This window comes from Streptosporangium sp. CA-135522 (assembly GCF_050949235.1).
GTDB lineage: Bacteria > Actinomycetota > Actinomycetes > Streptosporangiales > Streptosporangiaceae > Streptosporangium.
In genome coordinates, this window is sequence record NZ_CP192026.1 from 198,174 (window position 1) to 220,764 (window position 22,591).

Annotated in this window: 27 protein-coding genes and 1 pseudogene; 19 read left to right on the forward strand and 9 right to left on the reverse strand. The window is 65.7% G+C overall.

What is annotated here, in order from left to right:
* Window positions 1-246: 246 nt before the first annotated feature.
* A protein-coding gene (locus ACQPYK_RS01035) for an IS3 family transposase (protein WP_433258665.1) occupies window positions 247-1,391 on the forward strand; the annotation gives its coding sequence in 2 pieces (ribosomal slippage) (window positions 247-460 and window positions 460-1,391; 1,146 coding nt in all).
* 219 nt (window positions 1,392-1,610) lie between these two features.
* Here the strand turns inward: ACQPYK_RS01035 and ACQPYK_RS01040 are convergent.
* On the reverse strand, window positions 1,611-2,012 hold the full coding sequence (locus ACQPYK_RS01040) for a hypothetical protein (RefSeq protein ID WP_433248719.1): 402 nt from the start codon (window positions 2,010-2,012) through the stop codon (window positions 1,611-1,613).
* Between the two features lie 179 nt (window positions 2,013-2,191).
* The gene (locus ACQPYK_RS01045) at window positions 2,192-2,581 is read right to left on the reverse strand and encodes a tyrosine-type recombinase/integrase (RefSeq protein WP_433248722.1); all 390 of its coding nucleotides are present in this window, start codon (window positions 2,579-2,581) and stop codon (window positions 2,192-2,194) included.
* Between the two features lie 439 nt (window positions 2,582-3,020).
* Here ACQPYK_RS01045 and ACQPYK_RS01050 point away from each other — a divergent pair, with 439 nt between their 5' ends.
* Complete coding sequence (locus ACQPYK_RS01050) at window positions 3,021-3,593, forward strand: hypothetical protein (protein ID WP_433248725.1); 573 nt, start codon at window positions 3,021-3,023, stop codon at window positions 3,591-3,593.
* Between the two features lie 543 nt (window positions 3,594-4,136).
* Here the strand turns inward: ACQPYK_RS01050 and ACQPYK_RS01055 are convergent.
* Entirely contained in the window at window positions 4,137-4,817 is a 681-nt protein-coding gene (locus ACQPYK_RS01055; protein WP_433248728.1) for a hypothetical protein, read from the reverse strand.
* Window positions 4,818-5,785: 968 nt separating this feature from the next.
* On the opposite strand from ACQPYK_RS01055, the gene ACQPYK_RS01060 reads away from it, so the two are divergent.
* The 9 genes from ACQPYK_RS01060 (at window position 5,786) to ACQPYK_RS01100 (ending at window position 11,193) form a co-directional block, all read left to right on the forward strand.
* On the forward strand, window positions 5,786-6,148 hold the full coding sequence (locus tag ACQPYK_RS01060) for a DUF6461 domain-containing protein (protein WP_433248731.1): 363 nt from the start codon (window positions 5,786-5,788) through the stop codon (window positions 6,146-6,148).
* A 248-nt stretch (window positions 6,149-6,396) separates the two neighbouring features.
* On the forward strand, window positions 6,397-7,002 hold the full coding sequence (locus ACQPYK_RS01065; RefSeq protein ID WP_433248734.1) for a PadR family transcriptional regulator: 606 nt from the start codon (window positions 6,397-6,399) through the stop codon (window positions 7,000-7,002).
* Window positions 6,999-7,799, forward strand: a complete 801-nt coding sequence (locus tag ACQPYK_RS01070; RefSeq protein ID WP_433248737.1) for an SGNH/GDSL hydrolase family protein — start codon at window positions 6,999-7,001, stop codon at window positions 7,797-7,799. The genes ACQPYK_RS01065 and ACQPYK_RS01070 overlap by 4 nt, the downstream gene beginning before the upstream one ends.
* 131 nt (window positions 7,800-7,930) lie before the next feature.
* Window positions 7,931-8,278 carry a DoxX family protein gene (locus ACQPYK_RS01075; RefSeq protein WP_433248740.1) on the forward strand — a complete coding sequence of 116 codons (348 nt, stop codon included), beginning with the start codon at window positions 7,931-7,933 and terminating at the stop codon, window positions 8,276-8,278.
* A gap of 257 nt (window positions 8,279-8,535) precedes the next feature.
* Window positions 8,536-8,850: a hypothetical protein gene (locus tag ACQPYK_RS01080; protein ID WP_433248742.1), complete on the forward strand. Its 315-nt coding sequence runs from the start codon at window positions 8,536-8,538 to the stop codon at window positions 8,848-8,850.
* A 126-nt stretch (window positions 8,851-8,976) separates the two neighbouring features.
* Window positions 8,977-9,405, forward strand: coding sequence for a hypothetical protein (locus ACQPYK_RS01085; protein ID WP_433248745.1), 429 nt, complete (start codon window positions 8,977-8,979; stop codon window positions 9,403-9,405).
* A 193-nt stretch (window positions 9,406-9,598) separates the two neighbouring features.
* Window positions 9,599-10,327 (forward strand): poly-gamma-glutamate hydrolase family protein, encoded by a 729-nt coding sequence (locus tag ACQPYK_RS01090; RefSeq protein WP_433248748.1) that lies wholly within the window; start codon window positions 9,599-9,601, stop codon window positions 10,325-10,327.
* Window positions 10,328-10,588: 261 nt separating this feature from the next.
* Window positions 10,589-10,879: a hypothetical protein gene (locus tag ACQPYK_RS01095; protein ID WP_433248751.1), complete on the forward strand. Its 291-nt coding sequence runs from the start codon at window positions 10,589-10,591 to the stop codon at window positions 10,877-10,879.
* 17 nt (window positions 10,880-10,896) lie between these two features.
* The gene (locus ACQPYK_RS01100; protein WP_433248754.1) at window positions 10,897-11,193 is read left to right on the forward strand and encodes a hypothetical protein; all 297 of its coding nucleotides are present in this window, start codon (window positions 10,897-10,899) and stop codon (window positions 11,191-11,193) included.
* A 96-nt stretch (window positions 11,194-11,289) separates the two neighbouring features.
* On the opposite strand, the gene ACQPYK_RS01105 is transcribed toward ACQPYK_RS01100, so the two are convergent.
* The gene (locus tag ACQPYK_RS01105) at window positions 11,290-11,745 is read right to left on the reverse strand and encodes a calmodulin-binding protein (RefSeq protein WP_433248757.1); all 456 of its coding nucleotides are present in this window, start codon (window positions 11,743-11,745) and stop codon (window positions 11,290-11,292) included.
* An 872-nt stretch (window positions 11,746-12,617) separates the two neighbouring features.
* Here ACQPYK_RS01105 and ACQPYK_RS01110 point away from each other — a divergent pair.
* The 5 genes and pseudogenes from ACQPYK_RS01110 (at window position 12,618) to ACQPYK_RS01130 (ending at window position 15,633) form a co-directional block, all read left to right on the forward strand.
* The gene (locus ACQPYK_RS01110) at window positions 12,618-13,085 is read left to right on the forward strand and encodes a hypothetical protein (RefSeq protein WP_433248760.1); all 468 of its coding nucleotides are present in this window, start codon (window positions 12,618-12,620) and stop codon (window positions 13,083-13,085) included.
* Window positions 13,086-13,116: 31 nt separating this feature from the next.
* Window positions 13,117-13,503 carry a hypothetical protein gene (locus ACQPYK_RS01115; protein WP_433248763.1) on the forward strand — a complete coding sequence of 129 codons (387 nt, stop codon included), beginning with the start codon at window positions 13,117-13,119 and terminating at the stop codon, window positions 13,501-13,503.
* Window positions 13,504-14,320: 817 nt separating this feature from the next.
* Window positions 14,321-14,452, forward strand: coding sequence for a hypothetical protein (locus tag ACQPYK_RS01120; protein WP_433248766.1), 132 nt, complete (start codon window positions 14,321-14,323; stop codon window positions 14,450-14,452).
* Between the two features lie 198 nt (window positions 14,453-14,650).
* Window positions 14,651-15,099, forward strand: a pseudogene (locus tag ACQPYK_RS01125) (transposase); the annotation flags it as partial.
* 6 nt (window positions 15,100-15,105) lie between these two features.
* Window positions 15,106-15,633 carry a peptidoglycan-binding domain-containing protein gene (locus ACQPYK_RS01130; RefSeq protein WP_433259154.1) on the forward strand — a complete coding sequence of 176 codons (528 nt, stop codon included), beginning with the start codon at window positions 15,106-15,108 and terminating at the stop codon, window positions 15,631-15,633.
* Between the two features lie 100 nt (window positions 15,634-15,733).
* On the opposite strand, the gene ACQPYK_RS01135 is transcribed toward ACQPYK_RS01130, so the two are convergent.
* The 5 genes from ACQPYK_RS01135 to ACQPYK_RS01155 all read right to left on the reverse strand — a co-directional run bounded on the left by ACQPYK_RS01135 (window position 15,734) and on the right by ACQPYK_RS01155 (window position 19,761).
* Window positions 15,734-16,036, reverse strand: coding sequence for a hypothetical protein (locus tag ACQPYK_RS01135; protein ID WP_433248769.1), 303 nt, complete (start codon window positions 16,034-16,036; stop codon window positions 15,734-15,736).
* Between the two features lie 277 nt (window positions 16,037-16,313).
* On the reverse strand, window positions 16,314-17,153 hold the full coding sequence (locus ACQPYK_RS01140) for a sulfurtransferase (protein ID WP_433248772.1): 840 nt from the start codon (window positions 17,151-17,153) through the stop codon (window positions 16,314-16,316).
* Window positions 17,154-17,198: 45 nt separating this feature from the next.
* The gene (locus tag ACQPYK_RS01145; RefSeq protein WP_433248775.1) at window positions 17,199-18,404 is read right to left on the reverse strand and encodes a 50S ribosomal protein L11 methyltransferase; all 1,206 of its coding nucleotides are present in this window, start codon (window positions 18,402-18,404) and stop codon (window positions 17,199-17,201) included.
* Window positions 18,398-19,015 (reverse strand): flavoprotein, encoded by a 618-nt coding sequence (locus ACQPYK_RS01150; RefSeq protein ID WP_433248778.1) that lies wholly within the window; start codon window positions 19,013-19,015, stop codon window positions 18,398-18,400. The genes ACQPYK_RS01145 and ACQPYK_RS01150 overlap by 7 nt, the downstream gene beginning before the upstream one ends.
* Complete coding sequence (locus ACQPYK_RS01155) at window positions 19,012-19,761, reverse strand: phosphotransferase (RefSeq protein ID WP_433248781.1); 750 nt, start codon at window positions 19,759-19,761, stop codon at window positions 19,012-19,014. The genes ACQPYK_RS01150 and ACQPYK_RS01155 overlap by 4 nt, the downstream gene beginning before the upstream one ends.
* Before the next feature lie 400 nt (window positions 19,762-20,161).
* On the opposite strand from ACQPYK_RS01155, the gene tvaA reads away from it, so the two are divergent.
* The 3 genes from tvaA to ACQPYK_RS01170 are packed head-to-tail and all read left to right on the forward strand — an operon-like array spanning window position 20,162 to window position 22,576.
* Window positions 20,162-20,395, forward strand: coding sequence for a thioviridamide family RiPP peptide (gene tvaA, locus ACQPYK_RS01160; RefSeq protein ID WP_433248784.1), 234 nt, complete (start codon window positions 20,162-20,164; stop codon window positions 20,393-20,395).
* A gap of 25 nt (window positions 20,396-20,420) precedes the next feature.
* The gene (locus tag ACQPYK_RS01165) at window positions 20,421-21,560 is read left to right on the forward strand and encodes a phosphotransferase family protein (RefSeq protein ID WP_433248787.1); all 1,140 of its coding nucleotides are present in this window, start codon (window positions 20,421-20,423) and stop codon (window positions 21,558-21,560) included.
* Window positions 21,548-22,576 carry a T3SS effector HopA1 family protein gene (locus tag ACQPYK_RS01170; RefSeq protein WP_433248790.1) on the forward strand — a complete coding sequence of 343 codons (1,029 nt, stop codon included), beginning with the start codon at window positions 21,548-21,550 and terminating at the stop codon, window positions 22,574-22,576. The genes ACQPYK_RS01165 and ACQPYK_RS01170 overlap by 13 nt, the downstream gene beginning before the upstream one ends.
* The last annotated feature ends 15 nt before the right edge of the window (window positions 22,577-22,591 follow it).

Sequence of the window (22,591 nt, forward strand, 5' to 3'; positions counted from 1 at the left end):
GAAATCTTGCAGAACGAGCGATGCTGAGGGTTGGCCGCTGGCTGTCACGGCGGTTGGTTGCTGTACAGCAACCGATACAGCAACACCGCCTCACTTGATCACGCGGCACCTGCCTGTATCTGCCGCCAGAGCAGGAGGAAATGGAGTTGACCCGGTTTGATGGACACCTGATTTCTGAGGAACCCTGGTTCCCGGAAGAAGGAGTCCACTGTGCCGAACAACTATCCGCCGGAGTTTCGCCGGCAGATGGTGGAGCTGGTGCGCGCGGGACGGTCGCCGGAGGAGCTCGCCAAGGAATTCGAGCCCTCCGCGCAGTCGATCCGTGTCTGGGTGCGCCAGGCCGACCTGGATGACGGCCGCCGCCAAGACGGGCTGACCAGCGCCGAAAAAGACGAGCTGGCCCGGCTGCGTCGTGAGGTCAAGCTGCTGCGCGAGGAGAAGGAGATCTTGCGTAAGGCCGCGGTTTTCTTCGCGCGGGAGACGGATCGGCCGAGATGAGATTCCGGCTGATTCATGCGGAGAAAGACCACCACGGCGTCTCCCTGCTGGCCCGGGTGCTGGGTGTGTCGCGCCAGGGCTACTACGCCTGGGCCGGGCGCGGCCCGTCGGCTCGCGCCCGTCGCGATGCGGAGCTGACCGAGAAGATCCACGCTCACTATCAGGCCTCCGATGAGATTTACGGAGCGCCGCGCATCCACGCCGACCTGCGCCAGATCGACGGGGACAACGTGGGCCGCAAGCGGGTGGCCCGGCTGATGCGCGCGGCCGGGCTGGCCGGAGTGTCTCGGCGTCGGGGCTGTCGCACGACGATTACGGATAGGAAGGCGGCTGCCGCCTCAGACCTGGTGAGGCGGACGTTCGAAGCCGACGAGCCGAACCGGATCTGGACCGCCGATATCACGTATGTGCCGACGTGGCAGGGCTTCCTTTACCTCGCGGTCGTCTTGGATGTCTTCTCCCGCAGGATCGTTGGTTGGGCGATGGCCGAGCACATGCGCACCGAACTGGTCACCGATGCCCTGGCGATGGCGGTTGGTCAGCGCCGCCCTGACGCCGGGGTGATCCATCACAGCGACAAGGGCGGTCAATATACGTCGATTGCGTTCGGCCAGCGGTGTGCGCAGGCCGGCGTGCGCCCCTCCACCGGCCGCACCGGCACGTGCTTTGATAACGCGATCACCGAGAGCTTCTTCGCCTCGCTGGAGTGCGAGCTGATCGACCGGCGGACTTTCCACACCAGGTCAGAGGCCGGGCGCGCGGTGTTCGCCTACATCGAGGGCTTCTACAATCCACGCCGCCGTCACTCCGCTAACGGCCAGCTCAGCCCGGCCGAATATGAGCGACGCCAAGCCCTCAAGCCCATTCAAGAAGACGACTATGCTGCCGCGTAGCCGAAAGCCCTGATGTGTCTACCGAACCGGGGCAACTCCAGAAACGCCGTCTACGAGGCGCCTGCCCTTCCCTAAGGATCAGAAGGTTAGGGGTTCGAGTCCTCTCGGCCGCGCAGATGCAAGAAGGCCCCTGAGCAGGGATTATCCGCTCAGGGGCCTTCTTCTTTTTTGGTCGTCCGGGGTTTTTGCTAACACCTTTGCTAACAGGCTTGGCTCCCATCATCCTTCAAGGGCGATCAACACGACTGGTTCGAGCAGGCCCCCAGCCGCGACCGCGACCGCGCCGGGAAGCCACATCGGCGCATGCTCCTTGCCTCGCGACAGCAGCAGGACACCCCGGTCATACGGCTTCTGCACCCCCGCCTGAACGATATGAACGACTACGGCGGGCAACATCGCCAGGGGAGTGTAGGCGGCGGGGCTCACTCCGTTCAGGATCATGGCCAAGACCAGGGCCAGTCCGACAAGCCCCGTGCAGGCGATGAACGCTCTGCCCTTCATAGGTACACCGAGGCGAGTGGCGTTGATCAGCGCGATGGCGGTGACGGCGATACACCCGCCGAAGAGGGCCACGTATCCCTGTGACTGGAGCCGCCACGGCCGGGCGCGTTCAGTGATCATCGGTGGCTGAGACGGTGAATCTGTGGGCATCGCAGGAACAGCCTCCAAGTTTTGATCTTGGAATTCTTCCCCATCCGGGAATCGTTCTGCCAGATGCCGATACGTGGTGACATACCAGTAGACCCGCTGGGCGAAATGCCGTCACGGGCCTACTGGGTCGTGCTTGGCTCCAGCCCTTCCTACTCTCCGATGGCCTTGGCGAAGACGTCGACCGCAGAGGCTTCTGCCGCTCGGATCACGTGGGCATAGACGCGGAGCGTGATGGACGGGTCGGCATGGCCGAGTCGGGCGGCGACGACGTGGACGGGAACGCCTGCCAGGAGGAGCGTCGTGGCGTGGATGTGGCGCAGGTCGTGGAGCCGGGCGTGCGGGAGTGACTTCTTGGGCTTCGGTCCCTTCGCCGGATTGTTGTAGCGGCGGATCATGGTCGCGGTGAGCGAGCTGATCGTGTCGGGATGGATCGGCTCACCCCAGCCGGTCGTGAATACGTGGTCATCGGTTCTGCGCCACTCCTGTCCGGCTACCAGCTTGTCGGCATCGATGTCGTGATCCGGTTCGCTTGCTCCCACTGGATCATGGCAAACAGTGCGCCGAACACCGCCACGACCGTGCATGTGATCGCGAGTACTACACGCCGTGCGCCCATCTCGCCACCATCGCTCATAGCAAACCCAAGCATCACGGACTTACTGGAACAGTGACTGGTTGCGTCCCATGACATGGTGTACGGCAGCTGCATACAGCGACACCGCCTTACATGATCACGTGTCATCAGCCCGTAACTGCTGGCTGAGAGCAGTGAAAGTTGACGACAACGCTGACGACAACGTCGGCGCCCATAGGCACACGGCAGCAACCGTGCACAGCCTTTTGACCTCACACCGGGTCAGCCGAGTAGGGCAGTCGGTCCGCCTGAAAAGCGGACGGTCGTGTCGGCTTTCTGCTTCCGCCGGCCGGGCAAGACCAGTCTCCATGGACCGGGTTGATACCTCACCGTAAGATGCCCCGATGATCAACGCTGATGACCTCACATGGGAGATGGCCTTCTCTCGTGTGGACCGGGTGATCGACGAGTTCTGCACCAAGCTCGGCGGCCGGCCGACCTGGTTGGAGGAGCCGCAGTGGCCGCTCTGCGCACGGCACGAGCGTCCAATGGGGTTCATCGGACAGTTCAGACTCCCCGGTAGGTCGATCCGGATGGCCTACCTCTTCATGGACGACGAATCCGAGGAGTCCTGGCGGCCGGAGGGGGGCGAAAACGCGCTCATCATGCAGCCTGGCCGGATCCCACCATTCATCGAGACGGTTGATGCCGCCGATGGTGAAAGCCTCGTCGAAGAGCTGTTCGTCGATTTGGAAGAGGTTGAGCAGGTGGAGCCGCCTTGCTGGGGATCCCGCCTATTGGGCGTTCCCGGCTGGCTGCAGGACGAGGAGTACCCGGCCGGTGGTCCGTGGAGCTTCTTCTTTCAACTCCGCTCCTCCCAGCGGGACATGTACCAGTTGATGTTCGGTGACGGCGGCATGGGCTACGGCTTCCTCAGTGCCGACGAGCAAGAGGGCCGCTTCCTGTGGCAGTGCTAGCCATCGTCGACATCAGCGGAGAACGAGGCGGCCGGCCTAGCCGCGGTCCTGATACGAACACGTCGTCACGGTTGCGCCCCGGGCTGGATGGCGAGCGCTGGCCGAGAGGCCGTGCCGTATCTCATGGGGACTGTTGTACAGCAGTGCCGTACAGCAACACCGCCTTACACGATCACGCGCTGCCAGCCCGTATCTACCCCCTGATCAGGGCGAGATGCCTCTGACGAGGCGTCTGCCATTCCCTACGGATCAGAAGATCAGGGGTTGTCGTCTCGGCCGCGCCATACGAAGAAGCCCGGACCGTCAGTCGATGGCCTGGGCTTCTTCGTGTTTCGGATCAGTCGCCGGCGTCCGGCTTCCGTCTGTTGACTCTGGTTGGTTGTGCCGTTTGCGTGCCGAAGATCAGCCAAGGAGAGGGCACCCTCTGAGGCCGGCAACCTAGCTCTTGCTGTGCATGAGGCAGTCACCGCTGCCGAGCCGGCTCATGAAGATTTACGGCGCGTCGGGTACCGGAGTAGGTACTTCACTCCTCGGCAGCCAGGTTCAGGAGAGAGCGCTGTTTGGGGAATCCTTCCAGTCGCCCTGCTTCGCTGTCTCGTCGGCGGAAGGGACAGGGATGTCGGTTTTGGCGCCCCAGCCGGTAAGGCGAGCGTCAATGACATGGAAATCCCGGATACTGGTGCCGTTGGCGATCAATTCGGTCCAAGAGGTCTGGACCCTGCGTACCAGCTGATCCTTGCCGAGCCAGAGCCGCCACGAGAGCTTGACCTTTGCATTTCTCCCGGTGGGTGGCTTGCTGCCGTACTGGTCGCGGAACGCGGGAGACGCCTTGTAGAGCTGGGCGTAGGTGATCGTCCCCTGGTGGATCGTGGTGCGGGTGCTGTCGTAGACGCCTCCCGGGCGTTTGGCCTCGGTTGTGGCCAGTACTGCCTGCAACGCGGCCGGATCACCGATATCGATCCCACCGGCGGTCAGGAAGGGACGGGTCTTCTTGTCCTCGTAGAACAGGACCCAGGTTTTCCCCTCGGGAGCGGGACAGATCCAGCCCTGGCAGTACGTCCGGCCCTTGAACGTGAGGAACCGCACGGGAGGTTGGGGGTCATCGGATCCGGCGACGTGTCTGACATCGGCGGCCGTCACCGTGCCCTTGCCGAACTCGGTGCGGGTCTTGCGCCGAGAACTGTGCTTCTCTCCGTCCCTCCCCCAGGTGGTGACCTCCGACATGGACACGCCTCGGTTCTCGACGAGCTGACGCCTGAGCGCGTCGACCGGGCTGATCGGGCCTGTCTGAGCGCCCGCAGCGGTACTGAGTCCAGTGACCGCGATGGACGTGGCCACCGCGACGGCCAGTGGGGCAATCCATCGCTTCATCCGAGTGGTCCTCTCTCGATGCCCCCCGCGCCGGGAAGACGCTGTTGATCTTCCCGTCCCGAGGTCTCTTTTCGATCACCGGATCTTTGGGGGGTAAGCCGGCCGGCTCGGCGGACGGCAATGAGGTGGCTATCGCTCACGTGCCGTCACGGGGTAGACCACCAGCTCGGCAGATCTTGCTAACGCCGTTGCTAACGACGGCCCTGGACACCGGTGTACGTCTCTGGAAGGTGATCAAGCCGAAACAGTCGCTGAGCAGGTGCTTCTGATGGTGGTGGACGCCGGTGGACGATCTCGAACTGGCTACGGATCAGAAGGTTAGGGGTTCGAGTCCTCTCGGCCGCGCAGCAGGTCAAAGGCCCTCCGGGATCATCCCGGAGGGCCTTTGTCATGTCCGTACAGCAGCGAAATACAGCACCGGGCTCTACCGACCTCTGACGGTGTGCCGGAGATGGTTCCTGACAGGTCGCTGACCGGCCCCTGTTCCGTCTCACCCGTCTGCGAAGATCCTGAACTCCGCGTACCTGAAGTGACGGAGTCTCACGAAATGAGCGATGAGCGGTCCGCGGGCGCCGACATGTACCGCTACTACCGGCGTCTTCTCAAGGACCACTGGCTGGGGGTGGCCATCTGCTGGACTGTCGTCGTCCCCAACGACGGTGAACCACTCACGCTCACCGAGATCGGGGAACGAGTGAGCGGCGGCGCGAGCCATGAGATTCGCGAGGCGGCACGCTTCGAGGACGACTACTCCGATGATGCCGCCTTGGCGATGTCGGTGGGTCACTCCGGCCCGGTGGCCGCGTTGTTCGAGTACAACGTTGTTCGAGTACAACGATTTCCGCGGTGTGCATCCCTCGGTGCTTTCACGTCTCAGCACCGATGCCCGGGCCTACAGCGTCTACTGGAACGTGAACGCCAACAACCGCGTCGCCTTCGCCGCCGATGGAGAGTTGCTCCTGACGGTCGATGCCATGTACCCGGAGGCGTGGGCGCACGAGCCGAATCTGGCGCGCTGGCCCGAACTGGCGATCATGGCGCCGCACTTCAAATGGAAGAACGGGAAGAGTTGGAGGGCGACGGCGCTGGCGACGGTCGAGCTGACCACGGGGGCCAGGCTGAGTCTGGAGTGGCTTGAACAGGAGCACCCGTATCTCACTTCCCAGGGACCCATGGCGGACTGAGCGGATGCCGGCAATCAAGTGGGGTGACAGGCGCGGAAGAGGCCATCGGAGTCCTTGAGAGCCTTCTTGCCGACTGCGGTCGTCGTCAGCCGTTGAGGCTCGCATTCAATCAGAGCGACTCCACGAAATCGGGGGGACATCAGAGTCTCCACCGAACCCGGGGCGATTCACTCCACCTCTTGCCGGGACCGCTCACAGTTCCTATAGTCACATCCATGACTATTAATAATCATGAGTATCACTAGCCGATGGCTCTGCGACATGCGGTGCTGGCGACGCTGCTGGACGGTGAGTGCAGCGGCTACCAGCTGACCAAGATCTTCGATGTGGGCGTCTCCAACTTCTGGTACGCCGCTCCTCAGCAGCTCTACGCCGAGCTGGCCAAATTGGAGTCCGCCGGGATGGTGGCCGGCCGCGAGGTGGTCCAGCAGGGACGTCCCAACAAGCGGCTGTTCACCGTGACACAGGCCGGACTGGACGAACTGGCCGCCTTCGCCGCGGCCCCGGCCAAGCCCCTGCTCATCCGCGACGACTTGATCGTGAAGGTCCACGCGGCCGACCTGCTCGACCCCGAACTCCTGATCGCCCAGCTGCTCGAGCGGGCCGAGGAGGCCGCGGCCAAGCTCGAGCTGTTCGACAAGATGCTGGTGCGCCTGCGCGGCGTCTTGGACGAGGAGACGTTCCTGCGCCGGGGAGAACGCGTCGGTCCCTACCTCACCTGTCTGGGCGGGCGACGGCTGGAGCGGGAGATGCGCGAGTGGTGCCTGCAGACCGCCCGGACTCTGGGCGAGCGAGCCGCCAACACCCAGGAGAAGCGAGCCGCCAACACCCAGGAGAAAGGGATGCTGCCATGACCACCTACCAGCGGTACGTCGCGCTCGGCGACAGCCAGACCGAGGGCATCGGGGACGGCGACGACGTGCGCGGGCACCGCGGTTTCGCCGACCGGCTCGCCGAGCACCTGGCCCGCGCCAACCCCGACCTGCTCTATGCCAACCTCGCCGTGCGCGGCCGCCGGGCCGCGCAGGTCCGCGACGAACAGCTGCAGGCCGCCCTCGCGCTGCGCCCCGACGTGGCCACTGTCGTGGCGGGCATGAACGACCTCATCCGGCCCGGCTTCGACGCCGCGCAGGTCACCGCCGTGCTGGAGGAGATGTTCGCTGCCCTGACCGCCGCCGGGACGCGGGTGGTCACCGTGACCTACCCCGACATCGGCCAGATCGCGCCGGCGGCCCGCAGGCTGCTGCCCCGGGTGCTCGACTTCAACGAGCGCATCCGCCAGGCCGCCACCCGCCAGGGCGTCACCCTGGTCGACACCTACCCGCACGCGTTCGCCACCGACGCCCGGGTATGGAGCGCCGACCGGCTGCACGCCAGTCCCACCGGGCACGCCAGGATCGCCGCCGCCCTGGCGCATGCGCTCGGCCTGCCGGGCAGCGACGACACCTGGACGGCCGCGCTGCCTCCGCGCCCCGCGCCGCCCGCCTGGCGGGCGGCGGCCACCGAACTGCGCTGGCTGGTCGGGTTCGCCGGACCGTGGATCGGCCGCCGCCTGCGCGGCCGATCCACGGGCGACGGCCGTACGGCCAAGCGCCCGCTGCTCGCTCCGATGGGCGCGCTGACCGATACCTCCCCGAGCGGGCGTTGGTAGGGCGCATTCTCTTCGGCTGGCCGCCGGGTTGGGGTGGTCTTGTCACATTCGTGCGTCGCACGGGGTCGAGGTAGTGAAGGGCTCAAGACAACCGGCCCTGAACGGCATCTGTTTGATTAGGAGTGTTTCTGATGTCCACCGCCTATGTCATCGTCACCGTCCTGGCCGCGGCCTGGGTGGGCTTTTCGGCTCTGTCGGTCTTCATCGGCGCCAAGTGGGTCGTGGATCCGCTGGCCGAGTACGGCGTGCCCCGCTCGTGGTGGCCATGGCTCGGTACGGCCAAGGCCGCGGGCGCGATAGGTCTCGTGGCCGGGCTGTTCCTGCCGGTCATCGGGGTGCTGGCCGGCATCGGCCTGGTGGCGTACTTCACCGGCGCCGTCATCACCGTGATCCGGGCGCGCTCCTACAAGAGCATCGTCTTTCCGCTGCTGTACATGGGTCCGGTCATCGCCGCCATGACGCTGGGGTACGCCCTCTGATCCCACTCGAGGAACAGCAGAACCTCCAGATCGAAAAACGAAAGGAATCCATGCCGAGCTCAGACCTCATCGACCTGCCGGGTCCATGGGGGCGGGTGCTCAGCGGCACCCGATTACACCACCCTCAGTTGATGCGATCGATGGCCGTGATCCCGTCACGCGCGATCTCTTCGTCGTCCGGCTCAGAAACGCGACGACAGCGCCGGCCGACGGGAACCCGTGCGTGAACCGCGTCAGCCAAGAGAGCGGATCAGCCGGTGAGCAATCGACATGACCTCGACCATGCTCTCCCGGCCGTTCCGGCCCGAGCCGACGCGTACAACTGTGCGCCGAACGTCGATCCGATCCACCACTGGGTCACCATCAGGTACCGCACCGCCCGGGGATGCTTCTACAGCCGCTACCCCATCGACCCCGAGACAGGAAAGGTCACCGGGACCGCGGCGAGGACGATCCCACACCCCTCGCCCCTCGAACCTGGGACACCTTCCAAGCTGCGGGCGTTCGGCGCCATCTCTGGTGGCGTCATCTCCTGGATCGACCTCGACAACTTCTCCGCGACCTGGCGCTGACGACCACGCCACTCGCCCCGCCGTACCGAAAGTGACAAACATGCCCCTCCCTCAACCGGGCCGCCCCTTCCTCAACCGGCAACCGGGCCGCCCCTTCCTCAACCGGGCCGCCGCTCACTCCTGACCGTGGCCATCACCCTGTCGGCCTCAGCCGCCGGCACCCTGCTTCTCGCCGCTGCGGCCGACGCGGCCCGCAGCACCGGCGGATTCAGCGTCGTGTACGGCTGGCAACCCCTCAGCCTGCGACCCGGCGTCCGGGCTTTCGCCGCCGACGTGCCGGAGGCACGCGTCGTCAGAATCGCCGGGACGGACTTCCTGCAGATGCGGGGCGGCGCCTGGTGTAGCTTCTCCGGCGACGCCGCCCTGGGCTCGCTGCCCGCCGGGCCGGCCGTACGGAAGCTGACCCGCGGAGTCTGCCCATGCAACAACCTCAACGGCGTCAACGCCTGCCGGGTGGAGGCGGACCCCCGCGGTCCGGTCACCGTCCTGGGAGCCACGCCGGCCAGCAAGATCACCTGGGTGCAGCTGGACAACTTCTCCTCCGTCATGTCCTGACACCCACGGTCCCTCGTGACGCGATGTGCCGCCACAGCGCGCCCGGCACCCTGCCGTACCCAACGCCGAGCCCCTGTCCAGGGCACGCCGCTCTCCAGCGCCTCGCCTAGCGGGGGCGTGCCGTAGACCCCCACAGTCCTTCTCTCGCTCCACCAAGCCATCAGATGTGTTCCACCGTCAGAGAGGTGTTCCCATGAAGACAGTGCTTTCCCTCGCCACCGCGAGCCTCGCCCTGTTCGCCCCCTTGACGACGATCCATGCAGCCCACGCTGATCCGCTCATTCAGGAAGCGTTCGCCGGCCGGGCCGCCGACTTCTACCGCAACTACGCCGAACTGGCCGCGCACGAGGTCGAGGGCCGGGATTACCTGCGCGTGCGGCGCTTCCCCAGGGGCGCCAAGGTGGCGCACATCGCCATCCACGGTGGCGCGATCGAGTCGCCGACCACCCAGCTCGCCGACCACGCAGCGGGCACGCGCCACGCCTTCTACTCCTTCGTCGGCATCAAGTCCGACGGCAACAGCAAGCTCCACATCACCTCAACCCGTTTCGATGAACCCCGCGCGCTCAAGCTGGTGAGCGCGGTCGACTACACCGTTTCCTGGCATGCCACCGGTGGCAGCGAGGTGACAACCTACGTGGGCGGCCGCGACACCAAGCTCATCGCGAAGGTCTCCGCGGCACTGCGCCAGGCCGGCTTCACCGTCGCGACCACGGTCCCCGACAAGATCAGCGGCGACCACCGCAACAACATCGCCAACCGGAACCGGCGAGGCATGGGCGTGCAACTTGAAATCAGCAAGGGCCAGCGCATGCTGTTCTTCGCAGGCGGCAAGCTGGCCCGAGCCTGGGTGGAGAACCCGGCCAACCGCACCAAGGACTTCTACAAGTACGTGGAGGCCGTCAACCGCGCGCTCCGCTGATCTCGCCTCCGCCGATCCACCCGTACGGATTCCTTCTGGTTTCCGGCTTCACTCGGGATGCGAGCCACGCCACCGCGATCCAAGCCGCCCGCTGAACCGCCCACCGAGGAGGAAGAAGTGCCTGAAGTCGTGTCGCTCGGCCGGAGTGCCGAGGCCACCGTCGCGCTGAACATCACCCATCAGCCGTAGTGGACCGAGGAGTACCGGGACACCTCGGGCCGGCACCCGGCCGGAGGCCAGTCGATCGCGCCGGACGCCGACGTGTGGGCCGACGTCACCGCGTTCGTCGCGCTGCGCGGCCTGACGCCCGGCGAGAAGATCGGGTTCACCCGGCACCTGGCCGACGGCTCCCTGGTGGACTACGCCTGGCCGACCGGGCGCCTCATGACCGTTCACGCCGACGCCGACGGCCGGGTGGAAGCGAGCATCAACGGTCACTTCAAGTTGTCGGCGACCGATCGCGGGCGGGTGACGATCCGCCACACCTGGGCGAACACGGTCACGCTGGAGACCGCTTCGGCCTTCAAGGACATCCTGCACCGCTACGCCTGATCCTCGAAGGAGGGGGCATGTCCAACGTGCTCATCAGCGTAGCGCGCACCGTCGCGTCCAAGCTCGTCGGCGGTCTGATCGGCGCTGGGGCCGCGGTCGGCGTCGTCGTCCCCGCCGACCTGTCCGAGCAGACCACGGTGGTGGTCTCCGGTGCTGTGTTCTTCGTGATCCAAGTCGTCTACTACGTCGTGGCCCGGTGGGCGGAGCGCCGGTATCCGTGGCTCGGACGGCTTCTGCTGTGGTCGAAGAAGCAGCCGGTCTACCAGGAGGCGCGGACGGCCCGGGTGGTCGAGGCGGCGCAACCTTTGTCGTAGGCCAGCAGGCCGAACAACGCAGCCCCGATTCTCTTCGGAGAGAATCGAGGCTGCTTTCGTCATGTCGACAGATGTGCTGTGACTTGGTGTGCGGTCCTACGGTGCGGGAATTTCGCGCACCAGGCGGGAGGTCCAGGGGCACCAGACGAGGCCGGGCAGGAACGCGCCGCCTGCCTCGTCCAAGTGGTCCTCGACGTAGGGGATCGTGGCGTCGCACACCTCGATGAAGTTGTCGAAGAAGTCGATCGTGTCGGGGTTGTAGTGGTAGCTCCAGCGCGGGTTGTAGGGGGCGGGACGCTTGACGATCCTGCCGACGACGTGGGGCCTGTCGGTGGCGGCGCCGCTGAGCAGGTCCCTGGCGTGCTGGATCTTGGCCGGGTCGGTGAGCTGGAGAACGGCCCTTTCCCGGGTGATGTCGGTGAACTCGAAGTAGGCCGCCGAGTCGGTGGCGGTGTGTTGGGGGGCGTCGGTCTGTTGGGCCTGAGCAGGGGTGGTCAGGGCGAGCATCGCAACCGCTGCGAGGGTGGCGACCTTGGGGATGGTATGTCGCATGGATGTCTCCGGTGCCTGGGGCCGCGTCCACGGCCGTTCGTTGCACACTGTAAACAGTCGGTCACTTTAAGTGTCTACTGTCTCTGTCGTCACACAGAGCTATCCCTGGTTGCTTCTCGGGTGGAGGACGCCTTGCTGGATGCCGGTTCCTGTCGCAGAGCAGGCTCCAGCCGATCTACCAGGATGCGCGAACGGTTCATGTCGCCGAGGTGGGTGCGGTTCCTGCCGCAACCTCAACCGATCGCACAGCACGGTCCCCGCCTTCTTCGGAGGAGCGGGAGCGCTTTCGTCTTGTACACCTTGTAATCGGCCGCAACGTATGTGCGTTCTGGTCCCCCGCAAACGGCCGATGTCAGGCAAGGGGACTGGCGGCCTTCGGTGTGGGTTGTCACCGGGAGAAGTACGTGATCCGCCTCGCCTTATGGCGCGCTGTCGGCGCCAAGCATCAAGGTTGCGTCCACGGAGGTGGTGTACAGCAATACCGCCTTACACGATCACACTCCACCAGCCCGTATCCACCACCTGACCAGGCCGGGACGCCGCTGACGAGGAGTCTGCCCTTCCCTACGGATCGGAAGGTCAGGGGTTCGAGTCCTCTCGACCGCGCCACGGCTCAAGGGCCACTTCCGATCACCGGAGGTGGCCCTTTGCTATCCGTGCAGCATGTTGTCCCGTGATCGCTCATTGCTCCCGGTTGCCGGCGACGTCGGAGGCAGCGAGTGCGGGCAACTGCTCCTGTCGCGGGTCTGGGGTGGATGGTGTCTGTCTCCGTTTGCCGCAGATGATCTAGGCTGGGCGCCTCCATCCATGATGAAGCGGCGGCATTCTTGCTCCCATTACCGCAAATTCCCCCGCGCTGGGGGATACCCCTGTTGACCCTGGCGGCTCTGGCGGCCCCTGCATTACGTACCGTCTGGTGGTACTTCCCAGAAGGGCCAACTTACACGGCGGAAGGATTTGCCTGCCCCCTCAGCGCTGAGCCGTACGTCTTTCAGGATGTCGGCTGGCTGATAGAGATCAGCTGGCGGACCATTTCCGCGGAGTTGAACGGCTGGCCTACCGCCGTAATGGCGCTTGGCCTAAGTGTGGTTCTCGCCCTTGGTGGGAGGTGGGGCACGATCGCCGGCTGGGTGACGGCGGCACTGTTCGTGGTGATCGCCGTGCTGTTCACGATCCCCTTCGCCATCGAGATCGTCACCGATGACTGCCGGGACACGCTCCGTTTCGGGGGGTGGAAAATCATCGAGGCCGGGCCGGCCATGCATTATTTGGCCGGCGCGGTGCTGGTCATATTCTTGTCGCTGCTTCGGCGTGATGAAACGACCGCTATGCCCCGGTGAGGAGGACGCTGCGTCCGATTGAATGGGGCTTATGACTGCCCATGATGTGGCCCGGCTGTTGCCCGATGTTCCGGCGCTTGGCGACCTGTGCCGGTCAATGGCGGTCCTGAGTCCGGACTGGGAGGGCGGCTACCACTTCTTCGACGCGGGCTGGGGTCCGGCGGAGAAGACGGCTTCGATGCGGAACGGCTCGGGAGACGAATACTCCATCGTCTTCTCCGATGCAGGCGTGTACATTCGCGGCTTCGATCACGAGGCGATGATGAGCCCATATGGGAACGACGGGCCGTGGCCGGGAGTGCTCGACTCGGTCCCCGATGTCTTCCGCCATTATGTGGAAGAGACTGAGTCCTGCGACGAGGACGGTATGCCGATCGTGACCGCCTGCCTATGGCGTGAAGCGCGTGATGAGCATTGACAGGTAGGTGATATCGAGTACCCGGACGGAGAGAGCGACCCCGATGGAGCGGTGCACCTGTTCGCGCTGCTCGTCGATCCGTCTCCAGAGGCGTTCCAGCGGTTCGCCGAGGATTACGTGGCTGGCACTGCCGAGTCGACCGAACGGAGATCAAGGCGGCGGTGCGCCGCGCCGCGAGGCGCTGCGGCTTCGGGCGGCGGAGATATCATTCGGAGGAATTCAGCCGCCGCGGGTGGCCCACCTGCCGGGCGTGACGCGCAAATTTGCCTGTGAGTGGCATCGGGCCTGGCTGAAGGGCGGTAAAGCCGCGCCGGTCTCCAAGGATGCTGCCGGGACCTGCTGCAAGCTCACCACCGAATGACTTCATGATTTCGTCGCCCAATCTGAGGCGAGTGGTGAGGACGGCATGGGCATTGCGGGCGCCGGCGGTGTCGGCCCCGACGTGCTCGGTCAGTGCGATGGGCGACCACCTCGCGGCCCCGCGCAAGGCCGGACTGATCTCCGGTACCCGGACCGGCGGAAGCGTCCTGTACGCCCGTGGGGCGATGGGCTACTCCCTGGCATCCGGCGGTTGAGGCTGTCCCAAATCTCAAAAAGGTGAGCTCCATCCCTTCCGAAATCACCAAGATCATACAGAATGTTGACGCAACCTTTTCCTAGCCAGGGAGACAAGATGACTACCGTAAGTCAGATTCGTAGCCGAGCCTTGAGAGCAGCGGGCTTCATGGCCGTGGCCGCGGCAATGGTCGTGTCGGTGGGCGCCGTTGGCACACCGGGTGCCGCCGCGGACACGGGTCAAGCCTCTCTCGCCGCCACGATGAGGCCCATCCAGGGCTTCCAGACACTCGACCAGTGTGTGCAGATGGGCACCGCGATGCTCATCCAGAACAAGATCAGTGATTGGGACTGCCTCTGGGACAGCCCGTACTGGATGCTCTGGGGCGAGTAAGTAACACCTGATCGCCAGACCGCGATCACTCGGCGGCCCGCACGCTGCCCATTGAGGGCTTCGGCCGTCAGACCGTGTATGAAGAAACGGTCGAGCGGGATGTGGATGACCACAGCCGGGCGGGGACCGTAGCGGTCATTGGCAGAGGGGATAACGACCCGAGCAGGAACAGCGTGAACGGCAGGTCAGCGCTGGGAAAGCGCCATCTACCTGGCCGCCGACCGGCGATGCCGTCCGCTGTCTTTTGTCCTCGCCCCGGGCCAGGCCGGCGACAGCCCGCAGTTGCGCGCCGTCCTGGCCCGCGTCAAGATCCGCCTGCCCGTCGGGCGTCCGCGCATCCGGCCGGGCGCGATGGCCGCCGACAAGGCCTACTCCTCCGGCGGCAACCGCGCCTATCTGCGCCGACGCCGCATCAAGGCCGTCATCCCGGAGAAGGCCGACCGGGCGGCCAACCGCACAAAGCACGGCCCTCGCGGCGGCCGCCCGATCAGCCATGATCCAGATCTCTACAACCAGCGCAACTCCGCGGAGCGCTGCATCAACCGGATCAAGAGTGGCGCGGGCCGGCCTTCCGCTTCGACAAGACTCCCGACAGCCACCTCGCCGGCCTGCATCTACGCGGAGCCATGTTGTGGATCCGAAGCCTTCAACTCGTGTTGGCCGTGGTCTTGGCGGTCGCGGGGATCGGCTGGGAAGTGAGCACCCGGCTGCGCTTCCCGGCCGACGAGGCGGCGGCGCGCAAGCCGCCCAAGCCGTCGCTGGTCACCGCCGAAGTCGAGCGGCGCAAGCTGGTCAGTACCGTCGCGGTCAGCGGCGCACTGGAGTACGGCTCGCCGTACCCGGTGTCGCTGGCCGGGGTGGTGGGCGGCGGCGACACCACCCAGCGGGCCACCCGTGCCCCCCGGACGGGCGCGATCGCCGAGGGCGCGGTGGTGATGGAGGTGAACGGGCGCCCGGTGTTCGTCTTCTCCGGCAAGGTGCCGATGCACCGCAGCCTCGTCCCCGGCGTCAGGGGGGCCGATGTCGAGCAACTACAGAAGGCACTGCGCAGGCTCGGCTACCGCTCAACGCACTTCGGTAGATGCGGTGTGCTTTCCTGCCCCTCCTGCTGCTCGTCTTGCCCGGCAGGCCGATCCGGATGGCCTGCGGCGGTGCAGGCCGGTCGCCGGCATGGGCGATGACGGACGGCCGGCCTGCGTGCGAGCCGGATCACCGGGACGCACGCTGGCCGGAAGTGCTCGACTACGTCGGAAGTGCTCGACTACATGGAGGATCTGGCGGTCACTCCCGCACTGAGCGGGTGTCCCGATCGGTGAGACCCGTGGCCTCCTGGTCGAAGGTGATCACGATGTACCTGCCGTTGGCGTAGCTGATCACAGGCCGCTGGAGCATGTCACCCACCCTGCGGGCGACCCTCTGGAACAACTCCACCATCTCCGGTGTGTCGGCGGTCACCCTGAACTGTCCGTTGGCGACGAGCTGCCGGGCGACGAAGGGAGTGAAGTTCGCCTCGGCCCGGATCTTCTCCTCCGCGTCGAGAGGGGTGCGCCGGGGCGCCGGCTGCGTGCCGAGAGGGTGGGCCATTGCTGATCTCCTCGTGATCGCCGACTTTCAGGATGCCATCCGCGCCGCTCCTCTGGGCCGATAGCGAGCTGATCGACAAGGGGTTTCCGATCAGCGATGGGCCGGGGTTCGTGCGCTGCGGGGCTCACCGCCGAGTTGACGGAGACCGGCAGGCTCCGGCCTACCGGTCCGGTAGCGCAGCCGGCCGTTTACCGGGTGGTGCGAGAAGCCCTGGCCACCGCGCTCAAGAGGCGGACGCGCATCCGATGTTCCGGAGCGGCGCAACCCTGAGTCGTCATTATCGAGCCTCTCCCAGTTCGATCGGCACGCCCACCAGCGAGCCGTACTCGGTCCATGAACCGTCGTAGTTCTTCACACCCGTCTGACCGAGGATCTCGTGCAGCACGAACCACGTGTGCGCCGAGCGCTCGCCGATCCGGCAGTAGGCGATGGTGTCCTTGCCGAAGTCGACGCCCTCGGCCTCGTACAGCGCCTTCAAATCCGCGTCGGACTTGAAGGTGCCGTCGTCGTTGGCCGCCTTGGACCACGGGATGTTACGGGCGGTCGGCACGTGGCCGCCGCGCTGGGCCGCCTCCTGCGGGACGTGCGCGGGAGCCAGCAGCTTGCCGGTGAACTCGTCGGGCGAGCGCACGTCGACCAGGTTGAGCTTGCCGATCGCGGCCAGCACGTCGTCGCGGAAGGCGCGCAGCGAGTGGTCCTGCTCGGCGGCCCGGTAGCTCGTCGACTCCCGCGCGGGCACGTCCTTGACCAGTTCGCGGGAGTCGAGCTCCCACTTCTTCCGGCCGCCGTCCAGGAGCTTGACGTTGTGGTGGCCGTAGAGCTTGAAGTACCAGTAGGCGTAGGCGGCGAACCAGTTGTTGTTGCCGCCGTAGAGGACCACGGTGTCGTCGTTGCCGATGCCACGGGAGGAAAGAAGCGTCTGGAAGCCCTCGCGGTCCACGAAGTCACGGCGGACCGGGTCCTGGAGGTCCTGCTTCCAGTCGATCTTCACGGCGCCACGGATGTGGCCTCTGTCGTAGGCACTGGTGTCCTCGTCGACCTCGACGAGGACGATGCCGTCGGCGTCGAGGTTGGCCTCGACCCAGTCAGCGTCCACCAGGACGGCGGAGCGGCTCATGAATCCTCCCGTAGGGGTAAACGATCGAGGTGGTGAACGGCCGGGCTAGTCGCCGGCCAATGCCAGGCTTGCACGTCCATCACCCTCATAGCGGTAACGAAGACGGATGTCGTCGCCGGGGACGACCTCGATCTCGGATTCCAGGGCCCAGCAGGCGGTGAACCAGTGGCTCAGCTCGTCCCCGTCCCAGGGGGCGGTCGACATCGACACGCCGGGAGACATCTGCGCTTCGAAATAGAGCACGGCTCCTGACACGGTCCCGTGCCGGGAGGCGGTGAGGGTGACCTCACCTTCGAACACCCGGGCGTCCTGTCGAAGGTCGATCCTGCTCAGCGTCTGCGGGAGCGACATCCGCCGCCACTGCTGGACGGTCTCCGGTCTCTCGTAGAATCCCGCGACTCGCCCTCGGTCGGCGTCCAGCATGGGGGAGAAGTCGATGCCGTAGCGGCTCTGCCATCGCTTGATCTGCTGGGGAAGGATGCGCTGCTGACCTACGGCCTTCTCGGGCATGTCCACGAGGTAGAGATAGGTTTCGAACGACGAGGGGATGAGCCGGGCGTCCGGAGCGAGCAGCCTCTTCCGGGCGTCCTGGACCGACTCCCAGATGACCATGTCCAGGGCGTCATTGCCGACGATGTCGGTTGTCAGAACGGTGGCGGGTTCGGGCAGCTCGGTCGTGCTGGACCAGCCTTTGACGAAGCTGATGCGGTCCGCCACGCCGTTGGCCTTGGCTATCTCTGCGGCGAGGTCACCGCTTCTCGCCGGTTCCACCGCGTAGACATGTCTGGCGCCGGCCTTGGCGGCGGCGACGGCGAGGATCCCCGAGCCGGTGCCGAGATCGAGCACGACATCGTCAGGAGTCACCACCTCGTTGATCGCTCGGATGAAGGTCGCCTTCCTGACCGGATCTTCCAGGATGCGGATGTTCAGGTGGGCCAGCCCGTACCCTCCGGTCGGGAACATCAGGTCGGTGAAGCCCGTCGGCGATTCCTCGGTGAGGATGCCCGCGCTCACCAGCATGCTCAGTGTCGTCAGCGCCTCCTCCATCGCGCGCCGGCTCTTGAGCCGTGGCCCGAGGCGTTGCAGGCATTCGGCGATGGAGGTGGGAGCGTAGAAAGCGTCGAGCAGCGCAAGCGTGTGCTGACCGAACTCCCACACGCGTCGATCGTGGTGGATCCGGACCAGATTGGCGCTCTCCAACTCCATGAAGAGCTCGGGGACGCGCTGTAGTGAGGTGTCGGCCTTCAACATGACTCGGCTCCTTGTTCGGATGGTGTTCTGCCACGATTGGCCAGCGCCTGCGCGACCGCCGTGACCAGCGGGCGCCGGAAATCCCCGAAGGATCCGGACTCCGCCTCACCGGTCGCGAAGGCGACGCCGTTGCCAGGCTCCACGACCTGGTAGCCGTCGTCGCGTAGCCGTGCGACGTTCCTTCTGACAGAGGGCTTGTCCCACATGGCCTCGCTCATGGCCGGCACGAGGACGACCGGGCAGGAGGCCGCCAGGAGGATCGAGGTCAGCAGGTCGTCGGCGATGCCGTTGGCCACCTTCCCGAGAAAGTTCGCGGTGGCGGGGAGGACGGCGATGACCTCGGCCCAGTTGGCCATTGTCACGTGTGAGTCTCTGCCGGGAGGCAGGTCGTCCCAGCCGGAGAACGTCTCGCAAGCCGCGACCGCTCTGAGCGACTCCTCGGTGACGAACCGCCGGGCCATCGTGGTCAGCACCACGCGGACGTCGGCTACGCCCAGTTTCAGGCTGAGCCAGGCAAGGAGGTGCGGGACGGTCAGGGACGAAACCGATCCACAGACACCGAGCAGAAGCCTCAACTGTCTCGGCTCCGAGGGATCCGAGGGAAAGGTCATGAGCTCGCCACCTCGTGAAGGACCAGCCACTGTTTTTCCACCTTCGGCAGCACTTCACGCAAGGTGTCGTCCGGCCCGAGGGCCCACGTCGCCTGCGCGTAGTGATCGATCACTCTCCGGGCCGTGAGCACGCTCAGCCATTCACCCTCGGCGGCGTTCAGCGAGCGGCCCAGCGAGGTCTGGTACCGGGTGAGGAACGTCCCGATGCGGAGATGGAGCGTCTGGGGCGCGACTCCCGTCAGAGCGGCCGCCTCAAGAACCTCTCCCATGAGATACGCGACGTCGCTCAGCGGATCGCCGATGCCCGCCTCACGCCATCCGAGGATCGCCACCGGCGAGGTGGGGGCGCATACTCCCGTGGAGAATCTGCCATGGACGACGGCGGTGTTCCGGGGTGGTGTTCCGGGCCATCGCGCCTTTTCCGTCATCAGGGGCGTCAGGTGCGATGGCAGCCGGTCCCTGGCTCGCCGTACGCCGGCCGCGGCTTCGCCGTCCGATGCGAGCCAAGCACTCCCGGCGCTCCGGCTCGGGAGGACGCCCACGAGATCGTCTGCGGGGAGCCGGTGCAGAGCCCCCAGAAAACGGGCCAGGCCGCCGAGGACTCCGTGCCACCAGCCGTCCTCCCCGGTGAACGCGGCGTCGAAGATCCGGTCGCACAGCAGCGCGGGGGTGGGTACGGCGTTCCACGTCGCAAGGACATGATTCTGGACGCGGAGGGGCACGGCGACCGCGCCGGTCTTCGGCATGACGCGGAAAACATCGGCGAGGCGGGCATTGTCCAGATATATTCCGCTGGATCTCTGCAAGTGCTCGATCCATCGATATCCATGCGCCGTTCGCATGCAGATCCTGTTCACAAAAGGGCCGCGCATGGATCGCACCACGCTTTTGTCGGTGATGTCCAGCGAGGTTTCGACCTGGGAGTTCGATGAGGCGTCCGGATCGCGATCAACTCCTGATGGCACCGCGCCTCGCTCCTGCCGCATTTAACATGCCGCCAGGCTAAATGTACGGCGACGACGTGATCAAGCGACATGTCGTGGAAAGTGTTGCATATGCGACTGGCTGGAATTAGTGCCTGTTGTGGGCTCTGTCACGCCAAATTAATCTGGCTCCGAGTTCGTCCGCCGAAAGAGGAGGGCAGCAATGCCAGAAGCGCCAGTCGACGAAGCTCTCATCGCAGAGCTCATGGATCGGGTCAAGGAGGACGATTTCCAGGACATCGACCTGGGATCGATCGACGTCTCGTTCTCCGAGCTTGCTGGAATCAGCGCCGAGGAGCTGCAGCAGTTCCTTGAGGAGAAGGTCGGGGTCTCTCCCGACGAGAGCATCCAAGGCACCTTCACCGGTGTACTCGTCACACCCGCGACGCACTGCTGAATCGAGTGCGACGGTTGAACACTCGATGAGATATTCGCCAGAAGATTTACTGCGTGCCCGGACGCTGGGATTCCTGATCCCGCGTCCGGGCACGCGCCCCTCCCCGCGTATGGAAGACGAGGAACTGGTCTCCAGCGAATCGGTCGGCCGGATCCTTCGCGCCGTGGGACATCGTGTTCACGAAGTGATCTCCGTGACGCGGTGCATCTCCCGGCGACGCGTGGTCCTGGTGCGGCTGGTGGACGACTCCTTCGTTCTTCTCAAATGGCCGGATGAGGACATCGACGTCGAGAACAACTACGAAACCACCATGCTCGGCCTGCTCGACGAGGTGGCGCTTCCTCCCGAGATCAGGGCGGCCATCCCGCGCATCCTGGCGGTGGACCCGCAGACACGCGTAGTCGTCGTCGACGCGATTCCCCCGTGTCCCAGCCTGCACGATCTGCTCGGGAACGAAAGGCCGGTCCCGGAGCCCTACCTGCGAGCACTGGCCCGGATCCTTGCGTCTTTGCACGGTGTCGAGGTGCGGGGGATCAGGGACGGGCACCATGACCGGACGCTGGGGCCTCCGGTGCCGCGGGACACGCTCGTGAGCACAAGGGAGTACGCCAACGGCTGCGGCCTGGACTTCGACGACTACCTGCGGTCCATGCAGGAGCTGGAGCCGAGGTTCCGGGAACTTCATGACCGGTGGACTCCGAACAGCCTGATCCACTTCGACCTGGGTGGCGACAACGTCCTCTTTCCGGTGGCGCCGTCGGCCGGCGCCTTGCCGGTCAGGCTCATCGACTGGGAGCTGGCGGGATTCGGCGACCCGATGTACGACGTCGGTTTCCTGGTCGGCCAGCTCTTTCTCGGCGAGATGCGACGCGTACGGTTCGACGTCGGGGCCACCGACTGGGTGTCACGGATACAGGCCAACGCGCACGATTTCATGAGCGCTTACTCGAAGGCCAGGTCCGTGTCCGAAGAGGATGTGCGCCGGCTGGTGCAGTACGCCGGTATAGCGCTGCTCGTCCATTCCACCGTCAGGCTCCAGCAAATAGGGGCGCTGGGCAGGATCGGACATCTCTGCCTGCATTTCGGTAAGCGCTTCGTCCAGCATCCCGACATCGTGTCCATGCTGCTCTCGGATGGGCGCCGGAGAAAGGGGTGGGTCGGCTGAACGGCTACGAAAAGATCTTCTGGCGGATCGCGGAAGAAATCGAGATCCTGGACTCCGCCACTTTCCGCCACCCGGAGCTCGGAACCCTGCAACCGCCCCGGGACCTGGACGTCGATCCGGAGCGTCCGGTCCTGGCGTACCTGCACCGCGTGCTCTATCTCACCTACTACGCCGGAGACCACTTCGCCGCGGAGCTCTTCCTCCGCGGTGGCCGCCGCGCGGCGTCCCTGCAGGGGCACGAGGACTTCGACCTGGTCAACCGCATCCGGGCGGCCGGCGTGGGGCAGGGGCATCTGAGGCACGGATGGGTCGTCCAAGAGAAACGGGACGACGACTACCTCGTCACCAAGGACCGCCTGACCCTGCGGGTCTCGCGGGAGGAGCTGTTCGCCGACGGACCGCCGGCCGAGGGCAGGACGGTGGCACTACGCCTGCCGCCCGACAGGCCCTATCTGCTGCTGGGCTGGTACACGATCTTCGGTGATCACGGCGTGCTGGACGGGGAGGACGGCGGGCTCGTCCGCCTCTACCTCACGCTGGCCGACGCCGAGGCGGCACCCGAGCTGGTCGGCTCCACCACCCGGGCGCTGAACGCGTTGAAGGTCCCGTTCCAGCTCAAAGTCGTCAACCACCCGGAGGCGTTCAAGCGCCGGGACGCTTTTGTGATCTACATCAGCGCCGGAGCATGGGAACGCCATCGAGCGGTGCTGGAGGCGATCCACCGCAGCAGGGCGGACCGGTTCAGGGACGACCATCCCTGCTTCGCGCTCAGATTGGCGCCGGGCTTCTCCTTCGCGCAGGAGCCCGAGGTCAAGGGCCGGCGTACGAGCTTCGGCCTGCACCGGTGCCAGCTCGTGGCCGAAGGTCTCGTGCGTGCCCACGAAGAAGGGGCCGACTCGCCGCGCGAACGTTTCCTGGCGATCGAGAGCAGGTACCGCGAGGAAGGCCTCGACATCCGCCACCCCTACCTGAACGCGCCGGCGGGATGGACGTCATCCGGCCTCGCCGGCGCATAGGACGATTCAGAGGAG

Bases quoted from the DNA above. Each gene is read 5' to 3' on its own strand.
- ACQPYK_RS01050 (WP_433248725.1), top strand. From the start codon at position 3,021: ATGATCAACGCTGATGACCTCACATGGGAGATGGCCTTCTCTCGTGTG.
- ACQPYK_RS01105 (WP_433248757.1), bottom strand. From the start codon at position 11,745: ATGCGACATACCATCCCCAAGGTCGCCACCCTCGCAGCGGTTGCGATG.
- ACQPYK_RS01150 (WP_433248778.1), bottom strand. From the start codon at position 19,015: ATGACCTTTCCCTCGGATCCCTCGGAGCCGAGACAGTTGAGGCTTCTG.
- ACQPYK_RS01070 (WP_433248737.1), top strand. From the start codon at position 6,999: ATGACCACCTACCAGCGGTACGTCGCGCTCGGCGACAGCCAGACCGAG.
- ACQPYK_RS01145 (WP_433248775.1), bottom strand. From the start codon at position 18,404: ATGTTGAAGGCCGACACCTCACTACAGCGCGTCCCCGAGCTCTTCATG.
- ACQPYK_RS01120 (WP_433248766.1), top strand. From the start codon at position 14,321: ATGAGGCCCATCCAGGGCTTCCAGACACTCGACCAGTGTGTGCAGATG.
- ACQPYK_RS01100 (WP_433248754.1), top strand. From the start codon at position 10,897: ATGTCCAACGTGCTCATCAGCGTAGCGCGCACCGTCGCGTCCAAGCTC.
- ACQPYK_RS01055 (WP_433248728.1), bottom strand. From the start codon at position 4,817: ATGTCGGAGGTCACCACCTGGGGGAGGGACGGAGAGAAGCACAGTTCT.
- ACQPYK_RS01115 (WP_433248763.1), top strand. From the start codon at position 13,117: ATGACTGCCCATGATGTGGCCCGGCTGTTGCCCGATGTTCCGGCGCTT.
- ACQPYK_RS01090 (WP_433248748.1), top strand. From the start codon at position 9,599: ATGAAGACAGTGCTTTCCCTCGCCACCGCGAGCCTCGCCCTGTTCGCC.
- tvaA (WP_433248784.1), top strand. From the start codon at position 20,162: ATGCCAGAAGCGCCAGTCGACGAAGCTCTCATCGCAGAGCTCATGGAT.
- ACQPYK_RS01075 (WP_433248740.1), top strand. From the start codon at position 7,931: ATGTCCACCGCCTATGTCATCGTCACCGTCCTGGCCGCGGCCTGGGTG.
- ACQPYK_RS01165 (WP_433248787.1), top strand. From the start codon at position 20,421: ATGAGATATTCGCCAGAAGATTTACTGCGTGCCCGGACGCTGGGATTC.
- ACQPYK_RS01155 (WP_433248781.1), bottom strand. From the start codon at position 19,761: ATGCCGAAGACCGGCGCGGTCGCCGTGCCCCTCCGCGTCCAGAATCAT.
- ACQPYK_RS01040 (WP_433248719.1), bottom strand. From the start codon at position 2,012: ATGATCACTGAACGCGCCCGGCCGTGGCGGCTCCAGTCACAGGGATAC.
- ACQPYK_RS01140 (WP_433248772.1), bottom strand. From the start codon at position 17,153: ATGAGCCGCTCCGCCGTCCTGGTGGACGCTGACTGGGTCGAGGCCAAC.
- ACQPYK_RS01065 (WP_433248734.1), top strand. From the start codon at position 6,397: ATGGCTCTGCGACATGCGGTGCTGGCGACGCTGCTGGACGGTGAGTGC.
- ACQPYK_RS01135 (WP_433248769.1), bottom strand. From the start codon at position 16,036: ATGGCCCACCCTCTCGGCACGCAGCCGGCGCCCCGGCGCACCCCTCTC.